Origin of the sequence: Delftia tsuruhatensis (assembly GCF_903815225.1) — a bacterium.
Lineage (GTDB): Bacteria > Pseudomonadota > Gammaproteobacteria > Burkholderiales > Burkholderiaceae_C > Comamonas > Comamonas tsuruhatensis_A.
Window position 1 is genome coordinate 105365 of record NZ_LR813084.1, and the last position, 25576, is coordinate 130940.

Genomic DNA, 25576 nt, shown 5'->3' on the forward strand with positions numbered 1-25576 from the left:
TGGAGCCCTGCAATGAGTGTGCTTGATTCACTTGTCCCGACCCGCATCCCCGCCGAGGACGAGGCGCTGCGCGCCGAGGTGCGCGCCTTCCTGGCCGATGCCATCCGCCACCTGCCGCCGCATGTGCGTGCGCGCTCCTGGGGCGGCTACAGCGCCGAGCTGAGCCGGCAACTGGGCCAGAAGGGCTGGATAGGCGTCACCCTGCCGCGCGAGTACGGCGGTGGCGGGCGCAGTGCCTTCACGCGCTATGTGCTGGTCGAGGAGTACCTGGCCTGCGGCGCGCCCGTGGGCTCGCACTGGATCGCCGACCGCCAGAGCGGGCCGCTGATCCTCAAGTACGGCACCGAGGCGCAAAAGCGGTTCTACCTGCCGCGCATCTGCCGGGGCGAGGCGTTCTTCTGCATCGGCATGAGCGAGCCGAACTCCGGTTCGGACCTGGCCAGCGTGAGGACGCGCGCCGTGCCCCGGGGCGAAGGGGGCGGCCGGGGCTTCGTGCTCGACGGCCAGAAGATCTGGACCACCAATGCCCACCACTGCCACTACATGATCGCCCTGGTGCGCACCTCGGGCGAGGCGGCTGACCGGCACCAGGGCCTGTCCCAGGTCATCGTGGACCTGTCGCTGCCGGGCGTCACCGTGCGGCCCATCACCGACCTCTCGGGCGACCGCCATTTCTGCGAAGTCTTCTTCGACAACGTGCAGCTGCCGCCCGACGCCCTCATCGGCCAGGAGGGCCAGGGCTGGGAGCAGGTCACGGCCGAGCTGGCCTTCGAGCGCAGCGGTCCCGAGCGGCTGTTCTCCAGCATCGTGCTGTTCGACGAGTGGCTGGCATGGCTGCGTGCGACCGGGAACCGCAGCGAGAGCGCGCTGCGCCTGGCGGGCCGCGTGTTCACGGAGCTGGCGCCGCTGCGCGCCATGTCGGTGGCCGTGCAGGACCGGCTGGTGCGCGGCGAAAGCCCCATCGTCGAGGCGGCTCTGGTCAAGGAGCTGGGTACCACGCTGGAGCAGTTCATTCCCGCTGCCATCGCCGATGACCTTTTTGCACGTGAAGCATCCGAGGTTCCACTGGAGCTGTTGCGCACCCTCAACTACGTGACTGAGGTCGCTCCTTCGTATTCCTTGCGCGGCGGCACGCGCGACATCCTGCGCGGCATGATCGCCCGTGGCCTGGGCCTGCGGTGAAGGACAGAGACATGCAAGAACACGACGATTTGTTGGCCGACGCCGCGCGCCAGCTGCTGCAGGGCGAGTGCACGCCCGCGCGGGTGCGGGCCATCGAGGCCGGTGACTCGCCCCGGGCGCTGTGGGATGCGCTGGAGCAGGCCGGATTTGCCGATGCCCTGGTGCCCGAGGCGGCGGGCGGAGCCGGGCTGGCGCTGGCGCAGCTGTTCGATGTCTGGGCGCTGTGCGGCGCGCAGGCCCTGCCCGTGCCGCTGGGCGAGACCATGCTGGCGCGGGCTCTGCTGGCCGGTGCTGGCGTCGCGCATCCCGCAGGCTCGATCGCGCTGGCCGAGGGGCGCCTGCAGGCCGATGGCAGCCTGCACTGCACGCCCGTGTGCCTGGGCGCCGTCGCGGACAGCGTGCTCGTGCAGCACGCCCAGGGCTGGAGCCTGCTGCCCGTGGCCCAGGCGCGGCCGGAGAAGGCGGCCTTCTGCCTGGACGTGAACCTGCGCTGGCCGGCTGCCCAGGTCCGGACCCTGGAGTGGGATCTGCCCCAGGGGCTGGACCTGCGCACGCTGCAGGCCTGCCTCATGGCCGCCCAGCTCGCGGGGGCGCTGATGGACGTGTTCCAGCGCACGCTGCAGTACGCCAACGAACGCCAGCAGTTCGGCCGCCCCATCGGCAAGTTCCAGGCCATACAGCACCAGCTGGCCGTGATGAGCGAGCAGGTGTTCGCCGCGCGCATGGCCGCGCGCCTGGGCTGCGCGGGGGAGGGCGTCTTCCCCGACCGTCTGCGCGTGGCCGTGGCCAAGGCGCGCTGCAGCCAGGCCGCGCTGGCCGTGGCCGAGGCGGCCCATGCCATCCACGGCGCCATCGGCTTCACCGAGGAATACGACCTGCAACTGCTCACGCGCCGCCTGCACGCCTGGCGCCAGACGGCGGGCACCGAGTCGTACTGGCACGGCGTGGCCGGTGCGGCCCTGGTCCATGGCCACGCGGGCAGCACCCTGGACCTGATCCGATCCACCACCGACATCACTGCCTAGAAGGAATTGCCCATGCCTTTTCTGACACAGGAGCGCGACGGCGCCATCCTCACCCTCACCATGGACCAGCCCGAGACGCGCAACGCGCTCACGGGCAATACCGCCGTCGATGAATTCGTGCAGGTCTGCGACGAGATCCGGCGCGATGCCTCGGTCAAGGCCGTGATCCTCACCGGCGCCGGCCCCATCTTCAGCTCGGGCGGCAACGTCAAGGACATGCAGCGCTTCTTCGACGACGCGCTCACGCCCGACGCCATCCGCGAGGAATACCGCCAGGGCATACAGCGCATACCGCGCGCGCTCAACCAGCTGGACGTGCCCGTGATCTGCGCCGTCAACGGCCCGGCCATCGGCGCGGGGCTGGACCTGACCTGCATGTGCGACATCCGCATCGCCAGCGAGACGGCCACCTTTGCCGAAAGCTTCGTGCGCGTGGGCATCGTGCCGGGCGACGGCGGCGCCTGGCTGCTGCCGCGCGCCGTGGGCCGTGCCAAGGCCGCCGAGATGGCTTTCACGGGCGAGGCCATCGACGCCCGCGAGGCCCTGGCCTGCGGCCTGGTCAGCCGCGTCGTGCCTGCGGACCAGCTGCTGCCGACAGCGCGCGCCTTGGCGGAAAAGATCGCCGCCAATCCGGGCGCCGTCATGCGCATGACCAAGCGCCTGCTGCGCGAGGGCGAGCACAGCTCGCTGGAGTCGCTGCTGGAGCTGTCGGCCGGCTACCAGGCCCTGGCCCACAAGACGGCCGACCACCGTGAAGCCGTGATGGCCTTCGTGGAGAAGCGTAAGCCCCGGTTTCAGTGAACGGCACCGCCCCCGGCCGGCGCGGGGCTGGGCGGGACACAAATGGACACGCCCCCGCACCGGGCACGCCGGGGGAGTGGGCGCCCATGGACTGCGCACACAGTACACTTTGCGCGTCGAGAGGCATCTCTCCCATCCCTCCCCATCCCAGTCCCATGGCCGTTGAAACGACGAGTACTGCCCGCCCCAGCTTCGACCTCAAGAGCGCGCAGCTGCCCGTGGTGGCGGTGGCGCTGCGGGACACCGATGTGCGCGCGCTCGTGGCCGACCTGGCCCAGCGCCTGGCCGACGACCCGGATTTCTTCGACAACGATCCCGTGCTGATCGACCTGGCCCATGTGCGCGAGGCCGAGGAGGCCATCGACTTCCCCGTGCTGATCGAGGCCCTGCGCTTTCACCATACGGTTCCCGTGGCCGTGCGCGGCGGCAGCCCCGCCCAGATGGAGGCGGCCCGCGCGGCCGGCCTGGCCCCCGCGCCCGAGGCCGCGCCCGTGCGGCAGGCCGCACCGGAAATCCAGGAGGTGGTGCGCGAAGTCGAGGTGGTGCGCGAGGTTCCCGCGCCCTTGGCTGACGCGCTCATCGTCGACAAGCCGCTACGCTCCGGTCAGCGCGTGTACGCGCGTGGCACCGACCTCGTGGTGCTGGCCATGGTCAGCTACGGGGCCGAGGTCATCGCCGACGGCAACGTCCATGTCTATGCGCCGCTGCGCGGCCGTGCCATCGCGGGTGCGCGCGGCAACACCGAGGCGCGCATCTTCAGCACCTGCATGGAACCCCAGTTGCTGTCGATTGCCGGCATCTATCGCACAATCGAGACCGATCTGCCCGCGGATGTGGCTGCCAAGCCTGCCAAGGTCCGGCTCGACGGGGAAAAAATAGTCATCGAGCCGGTGTGATCCCCACCGGCATCCCTTTGCCCAACAATCTTCAAGGAACCGTGAAAACATGGCCAAAATCGTCGTCGTGACCTCCGGCAAAGGTGGCGTGGGCAAGACCACCACCAGCGCCAGCTTCGCCTCGGGCCTCGCACTGCGCGGACACAAGACCGCCGTCATCGACTTCGACGTCGGCCTGCGCAACCTGGACCTGATCATGGGCTGCGAGCGCCGCGTGGTCTACGACCTGATCAATGTCATCCAGGGCGAGGCCAACCTCAACCAGGCCCTGATCAAGGACAAGCAGTGCGAGAACCTCTTCGTGCTGGCTGCCTCCCAGACCCGCGACAAGGAGGCGCTGACGCAGGACGGCGTCAAGAAGATCCTGGACGACCTGGCAGGCATGGGCTTCGAATACATCGTCTGCGACTCGCCGGCCGGCATCGAGAGCGGTGCGCTGATCGCCATGCACTTCGCCGACGAGGCGCTGGTGGTGACCAACCCCGAGGTGTCCTCGGTGCGCGACTCCGACCGCATCCTGGGCATGCTCAGCTCCAAGACCGCGCGTGCCGTGGCCGGCGGCGAGCCCATCAAGGAGCACCTGCTGATCACGCGCTACAACCCGCACCGCGTGCAGGACGGCCAGATGCTGTCGCTGGAGGACATCCAGGACATCCTGCGCATCCCGCTGATCGGCGTGGTGCCCGAGTCCGAGACCGTGCTGCAGGCCTCCAACCAGGGCATTCCCGCCGTGCACATGCAGGGCTCGGACGTGGCCGAGGCCTACCTGGACGTGGTGGCGCGCTTCCTGGGCGAGGAAAAGCCCATGCGCTTCACCGAGGCGCAGAAGGCCGGCTTCTTCAAGCGCATCTTCGGCGGGAGGTAAGCGGCCATGTCCATGCTCTCTTTCCTGCTCGGAGAAAAGAAGAAGACGGCCTCGGTGGCCAAGGAGCGCCTGCAGATCATCCTCGCGCGCGAGCGCGTGGGCGGCAACGGCGGCGGCCCCGACTACCTGCCGGCGCTGCAAAAGGAGCTGATGGCGGTGATCTCCAAGTACGTGGACATCGACGTCAACGACATCAAGGTGCACCTGGAGCGCCAGGAAAACCTGGAAGTGCTCGAAGTCAAGATCGAGCTGCCCGACGCCACGCGCTGAGCGCCGCCACGGCCCGGGGCCGTGGCTTCATGCGGCCTTGAACGGGTTGCAGAGGGTCAGGCTGCCGATGGCCTGGCCATGGTTCATGTCCTCGCTGTGCAGCGTGGTGCAGCCTGAGGCGGTGGCTGCAGCCACGATGCATGCGTCATAGAAGGACAGCCCGTTGCGCGGCGCAATCTGCCGCGCCAGATCATGGATGTCCTCGGTCAAGGGCACGACACGGCAAAAGCTCCGTACCAGTGCCAGAAATTGCTCCACATCGTTCCAGCCCATGTGCAGCTTGCGTATGCAGACATGGGTCACCTCGTTGAGCACCTGCACGCTGATGACAGGCCCGGTCTTCAGCAGTGCCTCGGCGCTGCCGGCTTTTGCACTCTCTGCAGACAGCAGATAGAGCACGACATTGCTGTCGAGAAAAGATGCGCCCGCCCGGGCCTCAATCTCTTGCATTGGCCTCGTCCCGGTTGAAACGGAAGCCGGCGGGCAGCCTGCCCCGGAAGGCGCGCAGGCTTTCGAGGCGTTCCTCGTCACTTGGTGCCTTGCGCACCGCGAAGCTGCGCGAGCCCTCCACGGTGATCTCGATATCGTCGCCCTCACGCAGTTCCAGCGCCTGCACGACGGCGGCCGGCAGCCGGACGGCCAGGCTGTTGCCCCATTTGGAGACTTGCATGTTCAGACCCTCTGGATATACGAAAATTTATTGTATATCTAGCAGTTGAATCGACGCCATCGCGCCGCAGGCTCTGCCTCAGCCCAGGCCGCCCGTGTGCATGCGGCCTGCGTGGTAGAGCAGGGGCGTGTGGCCGGCCTGGTGGCTGCACTGCTCGACCTCGCCGATGAAGATCACATGGTCGCCTTCTTCATGGCGATGGCGGTTGCGGCACTCGAAGACGGTGGTGGCGTCGGAAAGCAGCGGCACGCCTTGTGCCGAACTGCGCCAGGCGGTGTTGGCGAAGCGATCCACGCCCTTGCGCGCGAACAGCTCGGCCAGCGGTTTCTGATCGGCCGACAGCACGTGGATGGCGTAGTGCGAGCAGTGCTGGAACACGGGCAGCGAGGCCGCCGACAGCGCCATGCTCCACAGCACCAGCGGCGGCGTGAGCGAGACCGAGTTGAACGAGCTGACCGTGACGCCCACCGGATGGCCCTGCGGGCTGCGCGCGGTGACGATGGTCACGCCCGTGGCGAACTGACCCAGCGCATCGCGGAACTCGCGCGACGAGAACGGGGCCTGGGGAGCCAGGGCAGCAGGGGGCAGAGCGGAATTCACGGATGGAGGAAGCGGCGCAGCGGCAGGCCGCTGTGACTGAGGAACGGGCGCCCGGGGCCGGGCAGCAACCGACGATTATGGGCGCTGTCGCGCCGACGTGGCGGCGATGGGGACATTGCAAGGGTGGTCTTTGCCACGCATCCGGGTCACAGCGGCATCGTCATCTGCGCTGGCGCGGCGTTCTCGTGCAGCCACTGGTTCAGCCGGGCACGTGGGCAGCGCTGCAGCTGCATCAGCAGTGCATGCCCGGGCCAGGCCAGGGCGTGGCGCATACACAGGTCCTGCTGCATGCGGGCCAGCAGGGCCGCGGCCATCTCGGCATCGGCCAGCGCCCGGTGGGCGCGCTCGGCCACGGGAAGGCCCAGGTGGGCCGTGAGGCGGCTCAGGCTGTGGCTGGGCGCCTCGGGGTAGATGCGGCGCGACAGCAGCACGGTGCAGGCAAAGGGCTGGGGCGCGGGCTCGCCGGCCAGGGCCAGTTCGGACTGCCAGAACTTGCTGTCGAAGGCCGCGTTGTGCGCCACCATGGGCGCATCGCCCACGAAGCGCGCAGCCTCGCGCATCACGTCCTCGGCCTGTGGCGCGGCCGCGACCATGGCATTGGTGATGCCGGTCAGGCGCGTGATGAAGGGCGGGATCCAGGCGCCCGTGCGCATCAGGCTCTGGAAACGGTCCACGACCTGGCCACCCTCGATCAGCACGATGGCCACTTCGGTGGCGCGTGCGCCCTGGGCGGGGGCCATGCCCGTGGTCTCGAAGTCGATGACGGCTATCGGTTGCGGCATGGGGCGATTGTGCCGCCGCCTTCCTGTCCGTCGCGCAAGGGCGGCTATTCCTCGAGGTCGCTGCCGTCGGCCACGCCCAGGCGCTGCACGACCAGGCCCAGCAGGGCGTAGAGCTGCTCGACCTCGGCGGGGCCCACGAGCTGCTCGATCTCGGCATAGGTCCCGGACGAATGCGGCGCGATCTCGGCCACGATGGCGTGGCCCGCCGCCGTCAACTCGAATTCGGCGCCACGCAGGTCGCTGGCATGGCGCGAGCGCTCGATCAGCGCGCGGCCCTCCAGCGTCTTGAGCAGGCGCGAGAGGCTGGGCATGCTGATATAGGTGGCCTGGGACAGCTCCATGGGCCGCAGCTTCTGCGCCGCCGAGGCCATGGCGCGCAGCACGCGCCACTGCTGCTCGGTCAGGCCATGGGCGCGCAGCATGGGGCGGAAACGCACCATGACCGACTCGCGTGCGCGCAACAGGGCCATGGGCAGGGACCGCGAGAAGTCGCGCAGGGGCAGGGAGGCGGAGTGGGGCGTTGTCTGGGGCATGTTCGGCAGCGTCTGTCGGCTGGATTCTATGCAGCCGCCGCGCATGCGGGCATGCACGGCGGCCTGGGCGCTGCTCAGTAGGTCTGGCTTTGCGGCGCAGGTGCGGCGCCCTGCCGGAAGCGCGCCGCCAGCGCGCTGGTGGCCTGCACCAGCAGGTTGGTGTCCAGGCCCACGGCCGTGAAGGTGCAGCCCAGCTCCAGGTACTTGCGCGCCAGGGCCTCGTTGGGCGTGAGGATGCCGGGCGCCTTGCCCGCGCGGCGTATGCGCGCGATGGCGTCGGCGATGGCCTCCTGTACCTCGGGATGCCCGGGATTGCCGATGTGGCCCATGGAGGCCGACAGGTCGGCCGGGCCGATGAAGACGCCGTCCACGCCCTCGGTGGCCGCGATGGCGTCCAGGTTCGCCAGCGCCTGGCGCGTTTCCACCTGCACGAGCACGCAGACCTGGGCGTTGGCTTCGTGGGCGTAGCTGGCGCGCCGGCCCCAGGCCGAGGCGCGGGCGCCGCCCATGCCTCGGATGCCGCCCTGGCCATCGGCCTGCGGATAGCGCGCGGCGCGCACGATGCGCGCGGCCTGCTCGGCCGTGTCCACCATGGGCACGAGCAGGGTCTGCACGCCGAGGTCCAGGTACTGCTTGATCAGCATCTCGCCGATCTCGCCATGGCCCATGGGCACGCGCGCGATGGCATGGCTGTCGGGATAGGCCGCGAGGGCCTGCAACTGGGCCAGCAGGGTGCGCGTGTCGTTGGGCGAATGCTCGCCATCGATCAGCAGCCAGTCGAAGCCGGCGCCCGCGCAGATTTCCGCCGAATAGGGGTCTGCCAGGCCCAGCCACAGCCCGATCTGGGGTTGGTCGGCCGCGATGGCGGCCTTGAAGCGGTTCACAGGTGTCTGCATGGGGTGATTGTCCTTGTTCAGTGGCCCATGCACAGGTACTTGGTGCCCAGGTATTCCTCTATGCCGGCGGCGCCGCCCTCGCGGCCCATGCCCGACTGCTTGACGCCGCCGAACGGTGCCACGGCCGTGCTGATGATGCCGCTGTTGATGCCCACCATGCCGTACTCCAGCGCCTCGCCCACGCGCCACACGCGGCCCAGGTCGCGGGCGTAGAAGTAGGCGGCCAGGCCGTACTCGGTGTCGTTGGCCATGCGGATCGCCTCTTCCTCGGTCTTGAAGCGGAACACGGGCGCCACGGGGCCGAAGACCTCTTCCCTGGCAATGCGCATGCGGTCCGTGGCATGGGCCAGGATGGTGGGCTCGTAGAAGGTGCCGCCCAGCGCATGGCGCTTGCCGCCCAGCACGACCTCGGCGCCGTTCTTCACGGCATCGGCCACCAGCTCCTCGACCTTGTCCACGGCGGCCTGGTCGATCAGCGGGCCCTGGCCCACGCCGGCCTCCAGCCCGTTGCCGACCTTGAGGGCCTGCACGGCCACCTTGAATTTCGCCATGAAGGCGTCGTACACGCCGTCCTGCACCAGCAGGCGGTTGGCGCACACGCAGGTCTGGCCGGTGTTGCGGTACTTGGAGGCCATGGCGCCCTCGACGGCGGCATCCAGGTCCGCGTCGTCGAAGACGATGAAGGGCGCATTGCCGCCCAGCTCCAGCGACATCTTCTTGAGCGTGGGCGCGCATTGCGCGGCCAGCACGCGGCCCACCTCGGTGGAGCCCGTGAAGGTCAGCTTGCGCACGGCCATGCTGGCCGTGAGCACGCCGCCGATGGCGCGCGAGGAGCCCGTGATCACGCTGAACACGCCTTCGGGAATGCCGGCGCGCTGGGCCAGCTCGGCCATGGCCAGGGCCGACAGCGGCGTCTGCTGCGCGGGCTTGACGATGATGGTGCAGCCCGCCGCCAGGGCCGGCGCGACCTTGCGCGTGATCATGGCGGCCGGGAAGTTCCAGGGCGTGATCGCGGCGCAGACGCCCACGGGTTCCTTGGTGACGATGATGCGCTTGTCGGCCCAGGGCGCTGGCACGGTGGAGCCGTAGATGCGGCGCGCCTCCTCGGCGAACCACTGCACGTAGGAGGCCGCATAGGCGATCTCGCCGCGCGACTCGGCCAGGGGCTTGCCCTGCTCGCTGGTCATGATCAGGGCCAGGTCTTCCTGGTTCTCCATCATCAGCTCGAACCAGCGCTGCAGCAGGCGTGCGCGGGCCTCGGCGGTCTGCTGCTTCCAGCGGGCAAAGGCGCGTTCGGCGGCGGCGATGGCGCGCTGCGTCTCGGCCTCGCCCATGCGGGGCACATGGCCCACGGCCTCGCCGGTGGCGGGGTTGTGGACGTCGATGCGGCTGCCATCGTCGGCGGCCAGCCATTGGCCGTCGATCAGGCAGAGGTTCTTGAGCAGGCTGGGGTCGCGCAGGGCAAGCGGCATGGGAAATCTCCAATAAGGGCGGGGCAGGCGTCGGGACGACGGCGCCTAGACAAAACGGAACTGCAGGCGGCCCAGGGGGCCGTAGTCGGCATCGAACAGGTCGCCGGCTTGGGCGGCCACGGGGCGCGTGAACGAGCCGGCCAGCACGGTCTGGCCCGGCTCCAGGGCCTCGCTCCAGGGCGCGAGCTTGTTGGCCAGCCAGGCCACGCCGATGGCGGGATGGCCCTGCACGCCGGCAGCCAGGCCGGTTTCCTCGACCACACCGTTGCAGCGCAGTATGGCGCCGCACCAGGGCAGGTCAAGCACCTGGGGGGCAGCGCGGCCGGCGCCGAGGACGATGCCGGCATTGGCCGCGTTGTCGCTGATGGTGTCTTGGACCTTGCGCATTGCCTTGGTGTGGCGATCGAACTGCTCGATGCGCGCGTCGATGATCTCGATGGCCGGGGTGACGTAGTCCGTGGCATCCAGCACGTCCTGCAGCGTGATTTCCTTGCCGCCCGGCAGGCCGGGGCCACGCAGCGGCGCCTTGAGCACGAAGGCCAGCTCCACCTCCACGCGCGGGGCGATGAAGTTCGCCACGGGGATGTCCAGCACCTGGCCTGGCGTGCAGCGGTAGAGCATGCTGTCGAGCAGGGTGCCGTAGTCGGGCTCGTCGATCTGGCTCGATATCTGCATGGCGCGCGAGGTCAGGCCGATCTTGTGGCCGATCACCTTGCGTCCCGCCGCGATCTGCAGGCGCACCCATTCGCGCGAGACGCGGTAGCCATCCTCCACGGTCATGCCGGGAAAGCGCTTGGAGAAATGCTCGACCTGCACGCGCGTCTTCTCGCTGTGGTCGAGTTCCTGGGCCAGTTGGGAAAGAAGTTCTTGGGAAAACATTTCAGGGCCTGGAAAAGAGGGGATGGAGGGTGCTGTGCTTGCCGTCGTACACCTGGCCCGGGCTTTCATCGACCTGCACGGTCAGGCCCAGGTGGCGCTGCGCGAACAGCGGCTGCAGGTGGCGGCGCGCGCAGGCCAGCAGGGCGTCGCCGGCCTGCTGCTGCACGGCGGCCGAGCGGCCGCGCCCCATGCGCAGGTTGATGTAGACGAAGCCGTAGTCGCCATCGCCGCCCGCTGCGCGGCCCGCGGCCCCGCCATCGGCCACGGCGCTGTGCGGCGCCGGGTAGGCCAGCACGCGCGTGCCGCCCGTGGGGAAGACCTGGGCGCCGTCCTCGGCGCGCACGGTGAGCATGGTGTCGGCCAGGGCGCGGCACAGCGCCGTCATGTCGGTCAGCGCGTCCAGGCTGGCGGTGTAGAGGATGACCACGTGCGGCATTCAGGCCACCTCCATGGTGGCGGCCGTGCAGCTCACGGCGAAGATGGGGATGGGCTGGCAGTACAGCACCCGTCCCGCGCCGCGCGCGGCGGCGGCCACGGCGATGAAGCTGCGGATCTCGAAGCCGCCCTGGCCGGCGTCGCGGTAGGTCTCGGCATCGGTATAGGACAGCAGGGCCTGCTTGTCGTTGCGGCACCAGCGGTCCATGAACTGCTGGTCCCACTCCCAGTTGACCTTGCCCGAGTCGGGCGTGGCCGGCCAGTGCGAGATGCCGCCCGTGCCCACGATGGCGATGCGCTCGGGCGCCTTGTCGCAGGCGCGGCGCAGGGCCTCGCCAAAGGCCCAGGCGCGGTGCAGCGGCGTCAGCGGCGGTCCCTGGCAGTTGATGTTGACGGGGATGATGTCCTTGTCATAGGCCGGCGTCAGGAAGTGCAGCGGGACCATGATTCCGTGGTCGAACTTCCACTCCTCGGCAAAGGCCACGTCCACGGTCTGCATGACCTCGGTGATCAGGCGCCGCGACAGGTCGGCATTGCCGGGGATGCGGTGGCGCTCTATGCCCAGCCAGGCCGGGTTCTCGATGGGCCCCTCGTACTGGTCGGCCATGCCGATGGCATAGGCCGGCATGTTGTTCATGAAGAAGTTGGCGAAGTGCTCGGCCGCGATGACGATCACGGCATCGGGGCGTGCCGCTTCCAGCTGCGCGCCCATGTCGCGGAAGGCGGCATGGAAGGCATCCCTGGCGGCCGGAACGGCCAGGTGGGCGCGGCCCGTGATGCCGGGCGCGTGGCTGCAAACGCCTGCAAAGACCAGACTCATCTCAAACTCCTGCGACTTTTTCTTCCATTGCGGTGGTCATGGCGTACACGCCCGCGCGCACCGGCCCGTGCTTTTGCACGCCGTCGCGCATGGCCTGCAGGTAGTCGGCCCAGGGCATGCCCAGCAGCGGCGCGAAGTGCATCAGCAGCTGGCCGTTGCAGCCCAGCACGTAGAGCTTGCCGATGTCGCCGTGGAACATGGCCTCGTACTCTTCGGCATCGAGCGCGTACTCGGCCAGCAGCGCCGCGCGGTCTTCGCGAAAGCGGCGCTGCACCTCGGGCTCGCGGTTGAGCTGGAAGAGGAATTTCTGCATGGTGTACAGGCTCATGGCGTCTCCCGGGACGATGGCGATGTGCGGCCTCAGCCCAGCGTGATGTTGGCGCGGCGGATGATGGTTTCGTACTTGGCGATTTCGCTCTGGACAAAGGCGGCGAACTGCTGCGCCGTGCCGGCCTGCGAGACGATGCCGCCGCGCGCGAAGGCGTCCACCACGGCGGGCTCGGCCAGGGCCTTGACCACGGCCGCGTTGATGCGCTGCACCAGCGCATCGGGCGTGGCGCCCGGTGCCAGCAGGCCCTGCCAGGAGTTGGATTCCAGCGCCACGCCCTGCTCGGCCAGCGTGGGCACCTGGGGGGCGAATTGCGAACGCTGGCGCGTGGCCATGCCCAGGGCCACGAGCTTGCCGCTTTGCACATGGCCGCGGAACTCGGGCCAGTTGCCGAACATCGCGTCCACCTGGCCGCCCAGCAGGTCGGCCAGGGCCGGGCCCTGGCCCTTGTAGGGAATGTGGACCATGTCCACGCCCATCTGCTGGCACAGCAGTGCGCCCGACAGATGGGCCGAGGTGCCGTTGCCGAACGAGGCATAGCTGAGCTCGCCGGGCTTGGCCCTGGCGCGGCTGCGCAGGTCCGCCAGCGTCTTCAGGCCGCTGCCCGGGTGGGTGGCCAGCACATGCTCCGACAGGCCCATGAGGGCCACGGGCTTGAGGTCGCGCGTGGTGTCGTAGGGCAGGTTCTTCACTAGCGTCCTGTTGGCCGTGAAGCTGTTGGCCACGCACACCAGGGTGTAGCCATCGGCCGGCTGCTTGGACACATAGTCCACGCCGATCACGGTGCCCGCACCGGGCTTGTTCTCGACGATGACAGGCTGGCCCAGCGACTTGCCCAGCTCGGTGCCCACCAGGCGCGCCACCAGGTCGGTGGTGCCGCCCGGCGTGAAGGGCACGATGATGCGCAGCGGCTTGGCGGGCCAGGTCGCGGGCTGGGCCTGGGCCAGGCCCGTGAACGCCAGTGCGCCGGCGGCGGTCGATTGCAGGAAATGGCGGCGTTGCATGTCTTGTCTCCTCTGTTCTTGTTCGGGTGCGGTCTGCTCAGACGCCCCAGTGCGGGATGTGGTGCGATCCCAGCGAGACGGCCACGTTCTTGGGCTCGCAGAACACCTCGTAGCTCCAGGTGCCGCCCTCGCGGCCCGTGCCCGAGGCCTTGGTGCCACCGAAGGGCTGGCGCAGGTCGCGCACGTTCTGGCTGTTGACAAAGCACATGCCGGCCTCGATGGCGGCGGCCACGCGGTGGGCGCGGCCCACGCTCTCGGTCCAGACGTAGCTGGACAGGCCGTACGGGATGTCGTTGGCCAGGCGCACGGCCTCGGCCTCGTCGCTGAAGGGGATGATGCAGGCCACGGGGCCGAAGATCTCGTCCTGGGCGATCTGCATGCGGTTGTCCACGTCGGCAAACACCGTGGGCAGCACGTAGTTGCCCTTGCGCACCCGCTCGGGCAGCGCCGGCGCGTCCAGGCCGCCGCACAGCATGCTGGCGCCTTCCTTCTGTCCCAGCTCGATGTAGTGGCGCACCTTGGCCAGGTGGCTGGCGCTGATCATGGGGCCGACGATGGTCTTCTCGTCCAGCGGGTCGCCCACGGTGATCTTCCTGGCGCGCTCCACGAAGCGGTCCACGAACTTCGCGTAGATGCCCTTTTGCACCAGGATGCGGCTGCCGGCCGTGCAGCGCTCGCCGTTGTTGGAGAAGATCATGAACACGGCCGCATCCAGCGCGCGCTCGAAGTCGGCGTCGTCGAAGATCACGAAGGGGCTCTTGCCGCCCAGCTCCATGCTGAACTTCTTGAGGCCCGCGGCCTGCACGATGCGGTTGCCGGTCTGGGTCGAGCCCGTGAACGAGACGGCGCGCACATCGCGGTGGCGCACCAGGGGCTCGCCCGCGTCCTTGCCGTAGCCGTGCACCAGGTTGAGCACGCCGGGCGGAATGCCCGCCTCCAGCGCAAGCTCGCCCAGGCGCGCGGCCGTCATGGGCGACAGCTCGCTCATCTTGAGCACGGCCGTGTTGCCGAAGGCCAGGCAGGGCGCGACCTTCCAGGTGGCCGTCATGAAGGGCACGTTCCACGGCGAGATCAGCGCGCACACGCCCACGGGATGGAACAGGGTGTAGTTCAGGTGCGTGGGCGTGGGGTAGGTGTGGCCGTCCACGCGGGTGCACATCTCGGCGAAGTAGTAGAAGTTGTCGGCCGCGCGCGGCACCAGCTGCTTGCCGGTCTGGGCGATGACCTGGCCGCAGTCGTTGGTCTCGGTCTGCGCGATCTCGGGCACATGGCGGGCGATCAGGTCGCCCAGCTTGCGCACGAGCTTGGCGCGTTCGGTGGCGGGCGTGTTGGCCCATTTCGGGAAGGCGTTCTTCGCTGCGGCAACGGCGGCCTGCACCTCGGCCTCGCCGCCGGCCGCGACCTCGGCCAGCACCTCCTGGGTGGCGGGGTTGACGGTCTCGAAATAGTCCTTGCCGGCGACGGTCTTGCCGTCGATGAGGTGGTCAATGCGCATGGGAATTCCTTGGCGTGTGCGGTGAGGTTCAGGAGGCGGCCGGCGCGTCGCCGACGATGGTGTTGACCAGGCGGCCCAGGCCCTCGATCTCGGTGACGATCTCGTCGCCCACGCGGGAATCGGCCACGCCGTCGGGCGTGCCCGTGAGGATGAGGTCGCCGGGGTTCAGCGTCATGAAGCCCGACAGGTGGGCGATCAGCGAGGGAATGTCATGCACCATGTCGCGCGTGCTGCCGTCCTGCTTGAGCTCGCCGTTGACCCAGCTGCGCAGGCGCAGGTTCATGGGGTCGGGCACATCGGCCGCATCGACGAACCACGGGCCCACGGGCGTGGCGCCGTCGCGGTTCTTCACGCGCAGGTTGGGCCGGTAGAAGTTCTCCAGGTAGTCGCGTATGGCGTAGTCGTTGGCCGTGCAATAGCCGGCGACCACGCCGTAGGCGTCCTCGCGGCGCACGTTGCGGCAGGTCTTGCCGATGACCACGCCCAGCTCGCACTCGAAGTGCATGTAGGCCACGTCGGCGGGCCGGTACGTGCGGCCGCGGTGGCCGTTCAGCGTGTTCGGGCCCTTGAGGAAGACCAGTGGCTCCTCGGGCGCCTTGTTGAAGGCGATTTCCTTGGCATGGTCCGCATAGTTCAGGCCCAGCGCGAAGACCGTGCCGAACTGCAGCGGCGGCAGCCACTGCACGGCGGTCTCGGCCAGCAGGCGGCCATCGGGCAACTGCACCTGTCCCTGCGGGCCTTCGGTGACCTGCAGGGTCTGTCCTTCGAAGATGACGCGTCCGTGCTTCATGCCGCAGCTCCTTGTTCCACCACCAGCGAATGCGCGAGCTGGCCCAGGCTCGGCACCTCGATGCAGACCCGGTCGCCGGGCCGCGCCAGCGGCGCGCCTTCGCCAGGCCCCAACAACAGCACGTCGCCGGGCGACAGCGTCATGAATTCGGTCACGTCGGCCAGCAGCCTTGCGGGCGAGCGCACCAGGTCCGCAAAACCGCGCTGCCAGACCTGTTCACCATTGATGGACACCGTGAGCGTAGCCGCCTGTGCGTCAAAGCCTGTGCCGCGCACCAGCGTGCCCAGCGGGCAGAAACCGTCGCGGCAGCGCTGGCGGATGGCGGGGCGGTAGTAGTTCTCGTGCGGCAGCGTGAGGTCGCTGGCGATCAGCCAGCCGGCCACATGGTCCAGGGCCGTTTCTTCGCTGACGCGCGTGGCGCTGCGGCCGATCACCAGGCCGATGCCGGCATCGACGCGGACCTCGCCAGGATCGGCCGGCACGGCCACCGCCGCGCCGTCGCGCGCCCAGGTGTTGCGCGGCTTCAGGTAGAGCACGGGGGCGCGCGGAGCGGCCTTGTAGGGTGCGCTGTCGAACTGCGGCGACAGGCGCTGCACGGTGGCCTGCTGGTTGAGCAGCGTGCCGTAGACCGCGCCCAGCGCAAGGCCGTCATCCAGGAGAAAGGGCTGAATCTGCATGGTGTGGATTTAGTTAACGTGGTAATTATTGTTTTTGCAACAAGCCCCGTCAACACGGCAGGTTCAGGGTTTTCCCAGGCCGCAGCAAAAAGCCCCTGCGCGGCGAACCGTGCAGGGGCTTGAGGGGCACCGGGTGCTGCCGGCGCGGCTGGTGCAGAAGGCGCGCCGACGTCAGCTGCGGCGGCGCAGCGCGGCGATGCCGCCCAGGGCCAGCGCCAGCAGCGCCTGGGCCAGTGTGGACAGGCCGGGCACGGGGGTGGCCGTGGCGCCGGGCGGCAGGGCCGCAGGCGCGGCCACCGCCACGGGGTCCACGATGACGCCGTTGACGGTCAGGTCGCTGTCGCCCGTCTGCCCGTCGACGATGTCGAAGCTCACCGAGCGGCGGTCGGGTGCGAAGCGGTAGGCCGACGCGGCCAGCTCATACCAGTGCGCCGTGGGCGTGGCGGCCGTGGGGCCGTACTTCCAGAGCGTGGCCTGGGCGGGTGCGGCTTCGGGCAGGTCCATGCGGATGGTGGCGGTCGAGCCCGGCGTGCCGCCCACGAGCACGAAGCCCAGGCTGCCATAGGGCAGGCGCAGGTTGCCGGGCAGCGGGCTTTGCGAAGGCGCAGGCTGGAAGCCCGCCGAGTTCGATGCGAACTGCCATTGGTCGGCTCCCACGTTGCCGGCGCCGTTGCTGACGCCTGCCGTGTTGCTGCCGCTGCCGATCTGCGTGCCGATGGGCACGGGCTTGGCCAGGACCAGCGTGGCAGGGGCGCTGGCCGTGCCCGACGCGGGCAGGTTGACCGCGTGCACACGGTAGTTCAAGGCAGGTTCCAGGCCCGTGAAGGACAGCGTGGCGGCGGTCTGGGCCACGGTGCTGACCGTGTTGCTTGCGGGGGCCGGCAGGCCGGCGGCGTCCAGGCCGGCCATCACCTGTTCCCAGCTGGGGGCGGGGGCATTGGCCGGCAGGGCCACGGCGCGCAGGCTGCCGGCTTGGCTGGGCGTGGCCAGGACCACGGCCGAGGTCTGGTCCACGGTCTGGGCGGACAGGGCCACGGTGGACAGGGCCGGCACCGCCAGGCTGTCCAGGCGCGCCTTTTTCCAGGCCGCATAGGGCAGGTCCTTGGCCACGCTGCCATCGCCGTAGAAATCGGCATCGCCGCAGTCGCTGAGGATGTCCACGCTGCCGCCCGCATCCAGGCTGGCGGGCATGGCGCCTATGCCCTCGGCCGAGCAGGCGGTGCGCGGCGTGGTGATGGATGCGAGGTCGGCACCGCGCGGGCGCAGGTTGAGGGCCAGTCCCGCAGCGTTCACGCGGCCGTCCCAGGAAAAGAGCTGGAAGTTGCGCGGTGCCGTGCCCGTGGCGCCGGCCGACGGACCCGCGATGATCAGGTACTCGCCCGCTGCGTTCTTGCGGATCTCGCGGATGCCGCGCCCGCCCAGGTCCAGGCGTATGGGCTGGCCGAAGGCCGCGCTGCCCTTGCTACCGCCACCGGCCACGGTCAGGGCCGCGAAATTGGTCACGGGCACGATCAGGGCGTGCGTGCGGCCCGTGGCGCTGTCGGCCGTGACGGCCGGGGCGCCCGGGGCCGGCACCAGCGGCGCGCGAAATCCCAGCCAGGCGGCCGAGTCGTCGGGGCTGGTGGACAGGCCTTCGATGGAAAAGCCGCTCAGCGTCTCGGCCTCGGGCGCCTTGGTGGCACCGCCGTCTGAACTGGCCACCAGGCCCAGGTAATTGGCGACCAGCCCGTCATGCGGGGCTGCGTCCCAGCTGCGCAAGTCCTCGCGCAGCCAGCGGTAGTCGCCGCGCGGGGTCAGCGCCGTGGTCGCGCCCGAGCCCGTCACGTCCCAGGCGGACAGGCGCCAGCGGTCGGTGCGCGATTTGCCGCTCTTGTTGTTGGAGTGCGAACCCGCCACGTACACGCGGCTGCCGATGGCGAAGCTGGCCTCGATGTCCACCTCTTCGTCGCTCTTGCAGCTGTCCAGGCCGGTGAAGGCGGGACTGGCGCAGGCGGCGGCATCGGCCAGGCCCAGCGCGGCCTTGTCCAGCATCAGCGACTTGACCGGCAGGCCGCTGCCCGGGCCATAGGCCGAGAATGAATTGCCGGCAGGCAGCGCATTGCCCGAGGCATCCTGCGCGGGCGCCTCGTCGTCGCCCACCAGCAGGGTGGCGGCATCGATGACGATGGCTGTCGATGCGTCCGAGCGGCCGGCCAGCCAGCGCGGGCTGGTGCCCGGCGCGGTGTTGGCCGAGGCCGCGTACTTGATGGTGCGCGTGAGGGAAGCACCGCCCGCATTCGTCAGCGTGACGGTGATGTCGGCATGGCCCACGCCGGCGGGGGTGATCCGCAACGTGGCATTGCCGGCCTGGTTCGACGCGGCCAGGCCGCTGTCGGGCACCACGGCCTGGTTGCTCGACCGCGCCGTGACTTGCACGCCCGCCGCGCCAGCGGCATCCTGCACGGTGAAGGCCAGCCCGGTCGAGGCCAGTGGGTCAAGGGCGTCGCCCACCACGCCCGAGAAGGCCGTCAGCGCCGGCAGCGAGGCCGTGGGCGGGGCCGAGGCGGTGAAGGGCGCGCTCGTCGCATCGGCACTGCCACCGCGGGCATTGACCGCGCGCACGCGCAGCGTATAGCTGCCCGGCAGCAGGCCTTCCAGCAACTGGCTGCTGCCCGTGGTCACGGCCGTGGAGGACACCGAGGCGAAGCCGTCCTGCGACAGCTCCACCACGTAGTAGGCGGCGCCGATCACGGCATCCCAGGTGGCGGTGACCCGGTTGCCGGCGGGCGTGGCCACGAGGTTCGAAGGCGATGCGGGCGCTGCCGGGGGAAGGCTGTCCTGCGGGGTCCAGGCCACCCCATAGAAACTGCCGGCCTGTGGCGCGGCGATGGGCTCGGCCGTACCGGCCAGCGTGCCCGCGTAGCCGCCGTGGTCGAAGGCGCGGTACAGGCGGCCCGAGGTGTCGGTGGCCATCAGCATCACGTTGCCGCCACCCGTGTCGACGGCTGCCAGTCCGTGGGCCTTTGCCAGTCCCGGGATGGAGCCTGCCGGCTGCCAGGCGGTGCCATCGGCGGAGCGGCGGAACTTGCGGATGGCACCCGCATCGTTGTCCGCCACGTAGACGGTGTTCACCATGTCCGGCCCGCCCTCGAGTCGCAGGAAGGCGATGCCGCGATAGGTGGCGGCAGTCAGGCCTGCCAGCGCCTGGACCGGCTGGATTCCCGAGGTCTGCAGTCCCGTGCCGATCTGGCTGAGCGTGCCCCCGTTGATGGCGGCGATCAGTTGCCCGCCGGCAATCGTGAGGCCCTGGACATTGCTGTTGTTCAGCTGAGAGATGCCCGTGCCGTCCGCGCCCACATGCCAGACGCCGTTGTTGGCGGCTGCCGTGCCCTTGCCACTGGCCCAGACGGCCGCGCAGTCGCTGCTGGCGGCGGCACGTATGGAATCCTTGCTGAAGGCCGTGGCGCCGAACGGGCGCAGGCTGCCCACGCTGGCGTCCGGCCGTACCACGGCCACCGCGCGTGGCGCAGCGGCCGCTGTGGCGCCGTTGGGGTCGGTGCTCCCGGCGGCCACGGCATAACCGGGCACCACCAGGCAAAGGCCGTCTTCCGAGCGGCTGAGCAGGCCTTCCGAGCCCTTGCTGCTGGCCGCCAGCGGCGCCGCGCCTTCGGACAGCGCCAGCGACTGCACCAGCGTGCCGTCAACGCGGTACTCGTCGAGGAACACCGGCAGGGCTCCCGTGCCCGTGCCCACGCGGTAGGCCACCAGGTTGCCCGGAGAAAACGGCGCGGACCAGGCGGTGCCGCACAGGGCCAGGCAGGCCGTTGCAATTGCCCTGTGGCGCCAGTCCGTCGTATCCATGCGCATGCTCACCATCCCCTGTGTGACAAATCGCGCGACTGTAGAAGCCGACGATGACAGCCTGGTGACGATGGGCACGGGCCCTGCGGGCAAAAAAAAGCGGCTCCCCTGGGGGAGCCGCCTGTGCCTTTGCGCCCTGAGGGCCGTGCTTTGCTTTTTCTGGGTGTGGGCGCGGGTCTGCCAGGGCGGGGAGACCGCGTCAGCGGATCAGCAGCACCGGGATCTGGCTGCCGGCCAGCACCTGGGTGCTGACCGATCCCATGACCAGGCGGCCCAGCGCGCCATGGCCGTGCGTGCCCATGATCAGCAGGTCGAACTTGCCTTCCTCGGCGGTCTTGATGATGGAGTCGGCGATCGGGCCCACCTTGGACAGGCGCGTGGCCTGCACGCCATGCTCGGCCAGGTAGCTGCACACGGGGTCCAGCACCTTGGTCGACTCCTCGGCGTAGTACTCGTCCACCACATCCTTGCCCAGGGCCGCGCGCGCGCGCGCCGGCAGCTGAGGCTGCACGGTGATGGCGCTGTAGCTGTGGGCCGAGCCCAGGATCTCGGGATGCGAGGTCAGGTAGGCCAGCATCTTCTGGGTGTAGGGGCTGCCATCGACGGCGAGCAGAATGTTCATGGGAAACCTCCTTTGGAATACCTCGAACTTAAGCCCAAACGGGGGCGGGTGGCTTGATGCAGGTCAAGCGCTTGCCGGAGCCCTGGCCGTCTCCACGGGCGTGTGCACCGGCACGTCGATGGTAGACCGAGGCAAAAAGCCCTCCTGCTCGCCCTTGCGCGCGTAGCCCAGCGGGTTGGCGACCACGCGGCATCGCCAGGCGCTGCCGTCCGCATGCAGGCCTTCGGCCACGTAGTCGCTGGGCGCGTGCAGGTGGCCGTGCAGCCACAGATCGGCAAAGGGCAGCAGGTCGTCGAGCACATTGCAGAACCCGGCCGTGCCCGGCACCAGGCCATAGCGCGGATCGGCGCTGCGCAGGCTGGGCGCGAAATGGGTGACAGCCACCGTGGGGCCATCGAAGGGTTGCGCCAGCGCCTGGCGCAACCAGTGCTGGCAGACCAGGGACTGTGCGCGCATGGGCTCGGCCAGAAACGGCTCTCCGCCGCGCGTGCCACCGGTCTTTTGCAGGTAGAAGTTGGCCGCGCGGAAGGCCTTCTCGCGCAGCTTGAGCAGCCGGGCCAGATCGGTCACGCCTTCGTGCATGGACATGGCGTCGTAGTCGCTCCACAGCGTGGTGCCCACGAAGCGCACGCCGTCGAGCACGGTGGTCTCGCGCTCCAGCCAGACCATGCCCATGCGCTCGCAGGTGGCGCGCAGCCGCGCGTGGGCGGCGTCGAAGTCCTGCATGTCGTACTCATGGTTGCCGGGCACGAAGACCACGGGGCAGGGCCAGCCCGCGTACCGGGGAAGGGGGGAGAAGCGCTCCAGGCCGAAGTTCTCGCCGTCCAGCAGGCTGCCATCCTGGTAGGAACCTATGTCGCCGGCCAGCACCAGTACGTCGGCATCCGGCGCCGGCTCGGGCGCGTAATGGGGATGGACTTCGAGGTGCAGGTCGGACAGCAGCTGGATCTTCATGCGTCCGAGTATAGGAACAGTGCCGTGCCTTCAGGCATGGGGGAAGGTGACCTCGGCCGAACGTGTGAGCGTGCGCAGCAGCCAGTCGTAGGCCAGCGGGTGCGGCCCGCGCCGGCGCCACAGCGCATCCACGTGCACGGGCTGGACCTCGAAGGGCAGCTCGCGCAGCACCAGCCGGTCGGCCATGCCCGTGACCGGCACGAAGTGGCGCGGCAGGATGGTCAGCAGGTTGGAGTTCATGACCACTCGCCCGGCCGTGAAGAACTGGTTGACTGTCAGAACCACCTGGCGCGTGCGGCCCAGCGAGGCCAGGGCCTCGTCGATGAAGCCGAAGGAGCGGCCCGAAAAGCTCACCAGCATGTGGCGCGCCGCGCAATAGTTGTCCAGCGTCAGCGGCACCTCGGCCAGTGGATGGCCCTGGCGCATCACGCACAGGTACTCGCCCTCATACAGGCGCCGGCTGTCGAAGGCCACCAGTGCGCCGGACTGGGCGCGCGCCGTCAGGTCGGCCAGCACGGCAGGGAAGTAGCCCACGGCCATGTCGGCCTCGCCGGCCTCCAGCAGGGCACGCGGGTCGCGCGTGGTCAGGGGCAGCACGCGGATGCCGATGCCGGGAGCCTCGCGCTCGAGCAGGCTGAACATGGGCGGTACCAGCGTGGCCGCCGTGGCGTCGGCCATGGCCAGCACGAAGGTGGTGGTCGCCGTGGAGGGATGGAATTCGCCGGGGGTCAGCGTCTCCTGCAACTGCTGCAGCGCCTCGCGGATCACAGGCCACAGCGCCAGCGCGCGCGGCGTGGGCTCCACGCCCTGGCCCTGGCGCACCAGCAATTCGTCACCCAGCGCCTCGCGCAGGCGGCGCAGCGCGTTGCTCACGGCCGGCTGGGTGATGGACAGCTTGTGCGCGGCGCGGGTCAGGCTGCGCTCGGCCATCACCTCGTCAAAGACGCGCAGCAGGTTCAGGTCCAGTGTGCGGAAGTTCAGGGCGGACATGGCGGCAGGCGCTGAGTCATCACTGGCGTGAATGCTACAGATTCAAGATATAAATTTGAAGAACTCTAGGGTAAACCCTATAGTTATCCCCAGTCGCCCGCCACGCCGCCAAAAGCGGCCATTTAACTGGGTTTATCTGCCATGAGCAACTTCATTTACAACTCCTACTGTGTCGAGCACCCTGGTGTGGTGCATGTCTATCAAGCCACCGATGACCGCAAGACCGCGGTGCGTCGCTTCTCCGGCAGGCGTGGTGCCAGCGCCCTGCTGCTGGCCGCCCTGGTCGCCGCCCTGATGGTGGTGGTCAACGAAGTGGCCCACAACTGGACCGACGGCCACATGCTGGGCGCATGGGTGGTGCTCTGGGTTGCTGCCTTCATGGGCCTGGCCCTGTTTTCGGCTCCCGCCCGCCGCGCTGCCATGATGGTCCGCGCCGGCTACCGCGCCTGGAAGGAAAGCCGCCAGCAGGCCGCCGCCGACGAGCGCATCTGGAATGCCGCCCTGCAGGACGCCCGCCTGATGGCCGACCTGGCCCGCGCGATGGACCGTCAAGGCAACTGATCTCTGCCTGGGGCGCCTTTCGGCGATCCTCCAAAAAAGCCGCTGCCCACAAGGCGCGGCTTTTTTGTTGTCTGGGGGTGTCGTTGAAACGCTACAAAAAAGCCTCGCTTCGCGAGGCTTTTTCGATGTACCGGCGCCGGGTCAGGCGGTCAAGCGCTTTTCCAGTTCAGCCTTGGTGGCCAGCAGTTCCTGGGGCAGCTTGTGGGCCAGCTTGTCGAAATGCTCGGCGTGCAGCTGCATTTCCTCGGCCCAGGCAGCCTTGTCGATGCTGGTGACGTTGGCGAACTGCTCAGCCGTGAAGTCCAGGCCGTTCCAGTTGATCTCGGCGTACTGCGGGGCGATGCCGAAGGCGGTCTGCTCGCCCTGGGCCTGGCCTTCGATGCGGTCGATCATCCACTTGAGCACGCGCATGTTCTCGCCGTAGCCGGGCCAGACGAACTTGCCTTCGGCGTTCTTGCGGAACCAGTTGGTGGTGAAGATCCGGGGCAGGACGGCGCCCTGGCCTGCGATCTTGGCGCCCAGCGTCAGCCAGTGCTGGAAATAGTCGCTCATGTTGTAGCCGGCGAACGGCAGCATGGCGAAGGGGTCGCGGCGCACCACGCCCTGGGCGCCGAAGGCGGCGGCCGTGGTCTCGGAGCCCATGGTCGCGGCCATGTAGACACCTTCGACCCAGTCGCGCGCCTCGGTCACCAGGGGCACGGTGGTCGAGCGGCGGCCGCCGAAGATGAGGGCGTCGATCTTCACGCCCTTGGGGTCGTCCCAGGCTTCGTCCAGCGCGGGGTTGTTGGTGGCGGCCACGGTGAAGCGGGCGTTGGGGTGGGCGGCCTTGGCGCCAGTCTCGCGGGCGATCTGGGGCGTCCAGTCCTTGCCCTGCCAGTCGATCAGGTGATCGGGCAGCTTGCCGCTGTCCTTTTCCATGCCTTCCCACCAGACGTCGCCGTCATCGGTCAGCGCGACGTTCGTGAAGATCACGTTCTTGTCGAGGCTGGCCATGCAGTTGGGGTTGGTGTGGTAGTTCGTGCCCGGGGCCACGCCGAAATAGCCGGCCTCGGGGTTGATGGCGCGCAGCGAGCCGTCGGCCTGGGGCTTGATCCAGGCGATGTCGTCGCCGATGGTGGTGACCTTCCAGCCTTCGAAGGCCTTGGGCGGCACCAGCATGGAGAAGTTGGTCTTGCCGCAGGCGCTGGGGAAGGCCGCGGCGACGTGGTACTTCTTGCCCTCGGGGTTGGTCACGCCCAGGATCAGCATGTGCTCGGCCAGCCAGCCCTGGTCGCGGCCCATGGTGGAGGCGATGCGCAGCGCGAAGCACTTCTTGCCCAGAAGCGCGTTGCCGCCGTAGCCCGAGCCGTAGCTCCAGATCTCGCGCGTCTCGGGGTAGTGGACGATGTACTTGGTCTTGTTGCAGGGCCAGCTGGTCTGGTCCTTTTCACCGGCCGCCAGGGGGGCGCCCACGGTGTGCATGCAGGGCACGAAGTCGCCATCGGTGCCGATCACGTCGTACACGGCGCGGCCCATGCGCGTCATGATCTTCATGTTCACGGCCACATAGGCGCTGTCGGACAGCTCCACGCCCACGTGCGCGATGGGCGAGCCCAGCGGGCCCATGGAGAACGGCACGACGTACATGGTGCGGCCGGCCATGCAGCCGTCGAACAGGGGCTGCAGCGTGGCGCGCATCTCGTTCGGGGCCATCCAGTTGTTGGTGGGGCCCGCATCTTCCTTGTTGGCCGAGCAGATGTAGGTGCGGTCCTCGACGCGCGCCACGTCCGAAGGGTCGGACCAGGCCAGGTAGCTGCCGGGGCGCTTGGAGGGGTTGAGCTTCTTGAAGGTGCCGGCATCGACGAGCTGCTGGCACAGCTGCTCGTATTCCTCCTGGGAGCCGTCGCACCAGTGGATGCGGGCGGGCTTGCACAGGGCGGCCATTTCGGCGACCCAGGCGATCAGGCGGTTGTTCTTGACGTAGGCAGGGGCCTGGATGTTCAGGCCTTGCATGACGGGTGCGTTCATCGCGGAGCTTCCTTCAATTGAAAAAACCAGTTTTTCAAAGAGGACGCGCCATGTGCCTGCGCGCCAGCTTTGAGAAACAGGCTTTTGTGCAGACGGCGCGCGAAGGAAGCTCTTCTCGGGGCGATGAGGTGGCGCTGGCGGAGGCTGGCGGCGCACCGGCTGGGGATTCGATTCTAGGGAGC

General features: G+C 69.0%; 27 protein-coding genes. 7 read left to right on the plus strand and 20 right to left on the minus strand.

Translation table 11 applies throughout. From position 1 onward, the window contains the following. Positions 1–12: 12 nt before the first annotated feature. The 6 genes from L1Z78_RS00465 to minE all read left to right on the plus strand — a co-directional run bounded on the left by L1Z78_RS00465 (position 13) and on the right by minE (position 5039). Positions 13–1182: an acyl-CoA dehydrogenase family protein gene (locus L1Z78_RS00465; protein WP_234639630.1), complete on the plus strand. Its 1170-nt coding sequence runs from the start codon at positions 13–15 to the stop codon at positions 1180–1182. Between the two features lie 11 nt (positions 1183–1193). Further along, on the plus strand, positions 1194–2207 hold the full coding sequence (locus L1Z78_RS00470) for an acyl-CoA dehydrogenase family protein (protein ID WP_234639631.1): 1014 nt from the start codon (positions 1194–1196) through the stop codon (positions 2205–2207). Between the two features lie 12 nt (positions 2208–2219). Beyond that, positions 2220–3008 carry a crotonase/enoyl-CoA hydratase family protein gene (locus tag L1Z78_RS00475; protein ID WP_234639632.1) on the plus strand — a complete coding sequence of 263 codons (789 nt, stop codon included), beginning with the start codon at positions 2220–2222 and terminating at the stop codon, positions 3006–3008. A 155-nt stretch (positions 3009–3163) separates the two neighbouring features. Then, the gene (minC, locus tag L1Z78_RS00480; RefSeq protein WP_234639633.1) at positions 3164–3904 is read left to right on the plus strand and encodes a septum site-determining protein MinC; all 741 of its coding nucleotides are present in this window, start codon (positions 3164–3166) and stop codon (positions 3902–3904) included. Positions 3905–3953: 49 nt separating this feature from the next. After that, the gene (gene minD / locus L1Z78_RS00485; protein WP_234639634.1) at positions 3954–4769 is read left to right on the plus strand and encodes a septum site-determining protein MinD; all 816 of its coding nucleotides are present in this window, start codon (positions 3954–3956) and stop codon (positions 4767–4769) included. Positions 4770–4775: 6 nt separating this feature from the next. Next, complete coding sequence (minE, locus tag L1Z78_RS00490) at positions 4776–5039, plus strand: cell division topological specificity factor MinE (RefSeq protein WP_234639635.1); 264 nt, start codon at positions 4776–4778, stop codon at positions 5037–5039. A gap of 27 nt (positions 5040–5066) precedes the next feature. Here minE and L1Z78_RS00495 read toward each other — a convergent pair whose 3' ends face one another. The 19 genes from L1Z78_RS00495 to L1Z78_RS00585 form a co-directional block, all read right to left on the minus strand. Next, complete coding sequence (locus tag L1Z78_RS00495) at positions 5067–5489, minus strand: PIN domain-containing protein (protein ID WP_234639636.1); 423 nt, start codon at positions 5487–5489, stop codon at positions 5067–5069. After that, positions 5476–5709 carry an AbrB/MazE/SpoVT family DNA-binding domain-containing protein gene (locus tag L1Z78_RS00500; RefSeq protein WP_234639637.1) on the minus strand — a complete coding sequence of 78 codons (234 nt, stop codon included), beginning with the start codon at positions 5707–5709 and terminating at the stop codon, positions 5476–5478. The genes L1Z78_RS00495 and L1Z78_RS00500 overlap by 14 nt, the downstream gene beginning before the upstream one ends. 78 nt (positions 5710–5787) lie before the next feature. Continuing rightward, the gene (locus tag L1Z78_RS00505; RefSeq protein WP_234639638.1) at positions 5788–6309 is read right to left on the minus strand and encodes a flavin reductase family protein; all 522 of its coding nucleotides are present in this window, start codon (positions 6307–6309) and stop codon (positions 5788–5790) included. A 146-nt stretch (positions 6310–6455) separates the two neighbouring features. Continuing rightward, entirely contained in the window at positions 6456–7091 is a 636-nt protein-coding gene (locus tag L1Z78_RS00510) for a PolC-type DNA polymerase III (protein WP_234639639.1), read from the minus strand. 44 nt (positions 7092–7135) lie between these two features. Next, on the minus strand, positions 7136–7624 hold the full coding sequence (gene hpaR / locus L1Z78_RS00515) for a homoprotocatechuate degradation operon regulator HpaR (RefSeq protein ID WP_234639640.1): 489 nt from the start codon (positions 7622–7624) through the stop codon (positions 7136–7138). Between the two features lie 74 nt (positions 7625–7698). After that, a complete protein-coding gene (locus L1Z78_RS00520) occupies positions 7699–8520 on the minus strand; it encodes an aldolase/citrate lyase family protein (protein WP_234639641.1) in 822 nt (273 codons plus the stop codon). 17 nt (positions 8521–8537) lie between these two features. After that, entirely contained in the window at positions 8538–9992 is a 1455-nt protein-coding gene (locus L1Z78_RS00525) for an NAD-dependent succinate-semialdehyde dehydrogenase (RefSeq protein ID WP_234639642.1), read from the minus strand. Between the two features lie 45 nt (positions 9993–10037). Then, positions 10038–10871 (minus strand): 2-oxo-hept-4-ene-1,7-dioate hydratase, encoded by an 834-nt coding sequence (gene hpaH / locus L1Z78_RS00530; RefSeq protein ID WP_234639643.1) that lies wholly within the window; start codon positions 10869–10871, stop codon positions 10038–10040. A 1-nt stretch (position 10872) separates the two neighbouring features. Then, entirely contained in the window at positions 10873–11307 is a 435-nt protein-coding gene (locus L1Z78_RS00535; protein WP_234639644.1) for a 5-carboxymethyl-2-hydroxymuconate Delta-isomerase, read from the minus strand. Then, the gene (locus L1Z78_RS00540) at positions 11308–12126 is read right to left on the minus strand and encodes an extradiol ring-cleavage dioxygenase (protein ID WP_234639645.1); all 819 of its coding nucleotides are present in this window, start codon (positions 12124–12126) and stop codon (positions 11308–11310) included. Position 12127: 1 nt separating this feature from the next. Next, a complete protein-coding gene (locus L1Z78_RS00545; RefSeq protein WP_234639646.1) occupies positions 12128–12454 on the minus strand; it encodes an aromatic ring-opening dioxygenase subunit LigA in 327 nt (108 codons plus the stop codon). A gap of 32 nt (positions 12455–12486) precedes the next feature. After that, positions 12487–13458: a tripartite tricarboxylate transporter substrate binding protein gene (locus tag L1Z78_RS00550; RefSeq protein ID WP_234639647.1), complete on the minus strand. Its 972-nt coding sequence runs from the start codon at positions 13456–13458 to the stop codon at positions 12487–12489. Between the two features lie 37 nt (positions 13459–13495). Next, positions 13496–14953, minus strand: coding sequence for a 5-carboxymethyl-2-hydroxymuconate semialdehyde dehydrogenase (gene hpaE, locus L1Z78_RS00555; protein ID WP_234639648.1), 1458 nt, complete (start codon positions 14951–14953; stop codon positions 13496–13498). A 28-nt stretch (positions 14954–14981) separates the two neighbouring features. Then, positions 14982–15743: a fumarylacetoacetate hydrolase family protein gene (locus tag L1Z78_RS00560; protein ID WP_234639649.1), complete on the minus strand. Its 762-nt coding sequence runs from the start codon at positions 15741–15743 to the stop codon at positions 14982–14984. Then, positions 15740–16420 carry a fumarylacetoacetate hydrolase family protein gene (locus tag L1Z78_RS00565; protein ID WP_234639650.1) on the minus strand — a complete coding sequence of 227 codons (681 nt, stop codon included), beginning with the start codon at positions 16418–16420 and terminating at the stop codon, positions 15740–15742. The genes L1Z78_RS00560 and L1Z78_RS00565 overlap by 4 nt, the downstream gene beginning before the upstream one ends. A gap of 171 nt (positions 16421–16591) precedes the next feature. Next, positions 16592–20266 (minus strand): DUF3616 domain-containing protein, encoded by a 3675-nt coding sequence (locus tag L1Z78_RS00570; RefSeq protein ID WP_234639651.1) that lies wholly within the window; start codon positions 20264–20266, stop codon positions 16592–16594. Between the two features lie 193 nt (positions 20267–20459). Continuing rightward, on the minus strand, positions 20460–20882 hold the full coding sequence (locus L1Z78_RS00575; protein WP_234639652.1) for a universal stress protein: 423 nt from the start codon (positions 20880–20882) through the stop codon (positions 20460–20462). Between the two features lie 63 nt (positions 20883–20945). After that, complete coding sequence (locus L1Z78_RS00580; protein WP_234639653.1) at positions 20946–21836, minus strand: metallophosphoesterase; 891 nt, start codon at positions 21834–21836, stop codon at positions 20946–20948. Positions 21837–21866: 30 nt separating this feature from the next. Then, the gene (locus L1Z78_RS00585) at positions 21867–22826 is read right to left on the minus strand and encodes a LysR family transcriptional regulator (protein ID WP_234639654.1); all 960 of its coding nucleotides are present in this window, start codon (positions 22824–22826) and stop codon (positions 21867–21869) included. A gap of 141 nt (positions 22827–22967) precedes the next feature. Between L1Z78_RS00585 and L1Z78_RS00590 the strand changes: the two genes are divergently transcribed. Beyond that, positions 22968–23387 carry a hypothetical protein gene (locus L1Z78_RS00590; RefSeq protein WP_234639655.1) on the plus strand — a complete coding sequence of 140 codons (420 nt, stop codon included), beginning with the start codon at positions 22968–22970 and terminating at the stop codon, positions 23385–23387. A 141-nt stretch (positions 23388–23528) separates the two neighbouring features. Here the strand turns inward: L1Z78_RS00590 and L1Z78_RS00595 are convergent, their stop codons facing one another. Continuing rightward, positions 23529–25394: a phosphoenolpyruvate carboxykinase (GTP) gene (locus tag L1Z78_RS00595; protein ID WP_234639656.1), complete on the minus strand. Its 1866-nt coding sequence runs from the start codon at positions 25392–25394 to the stop codon at positions 23529–23531. Positions 25395–25576: the final 182 nt, after the last annotated feature.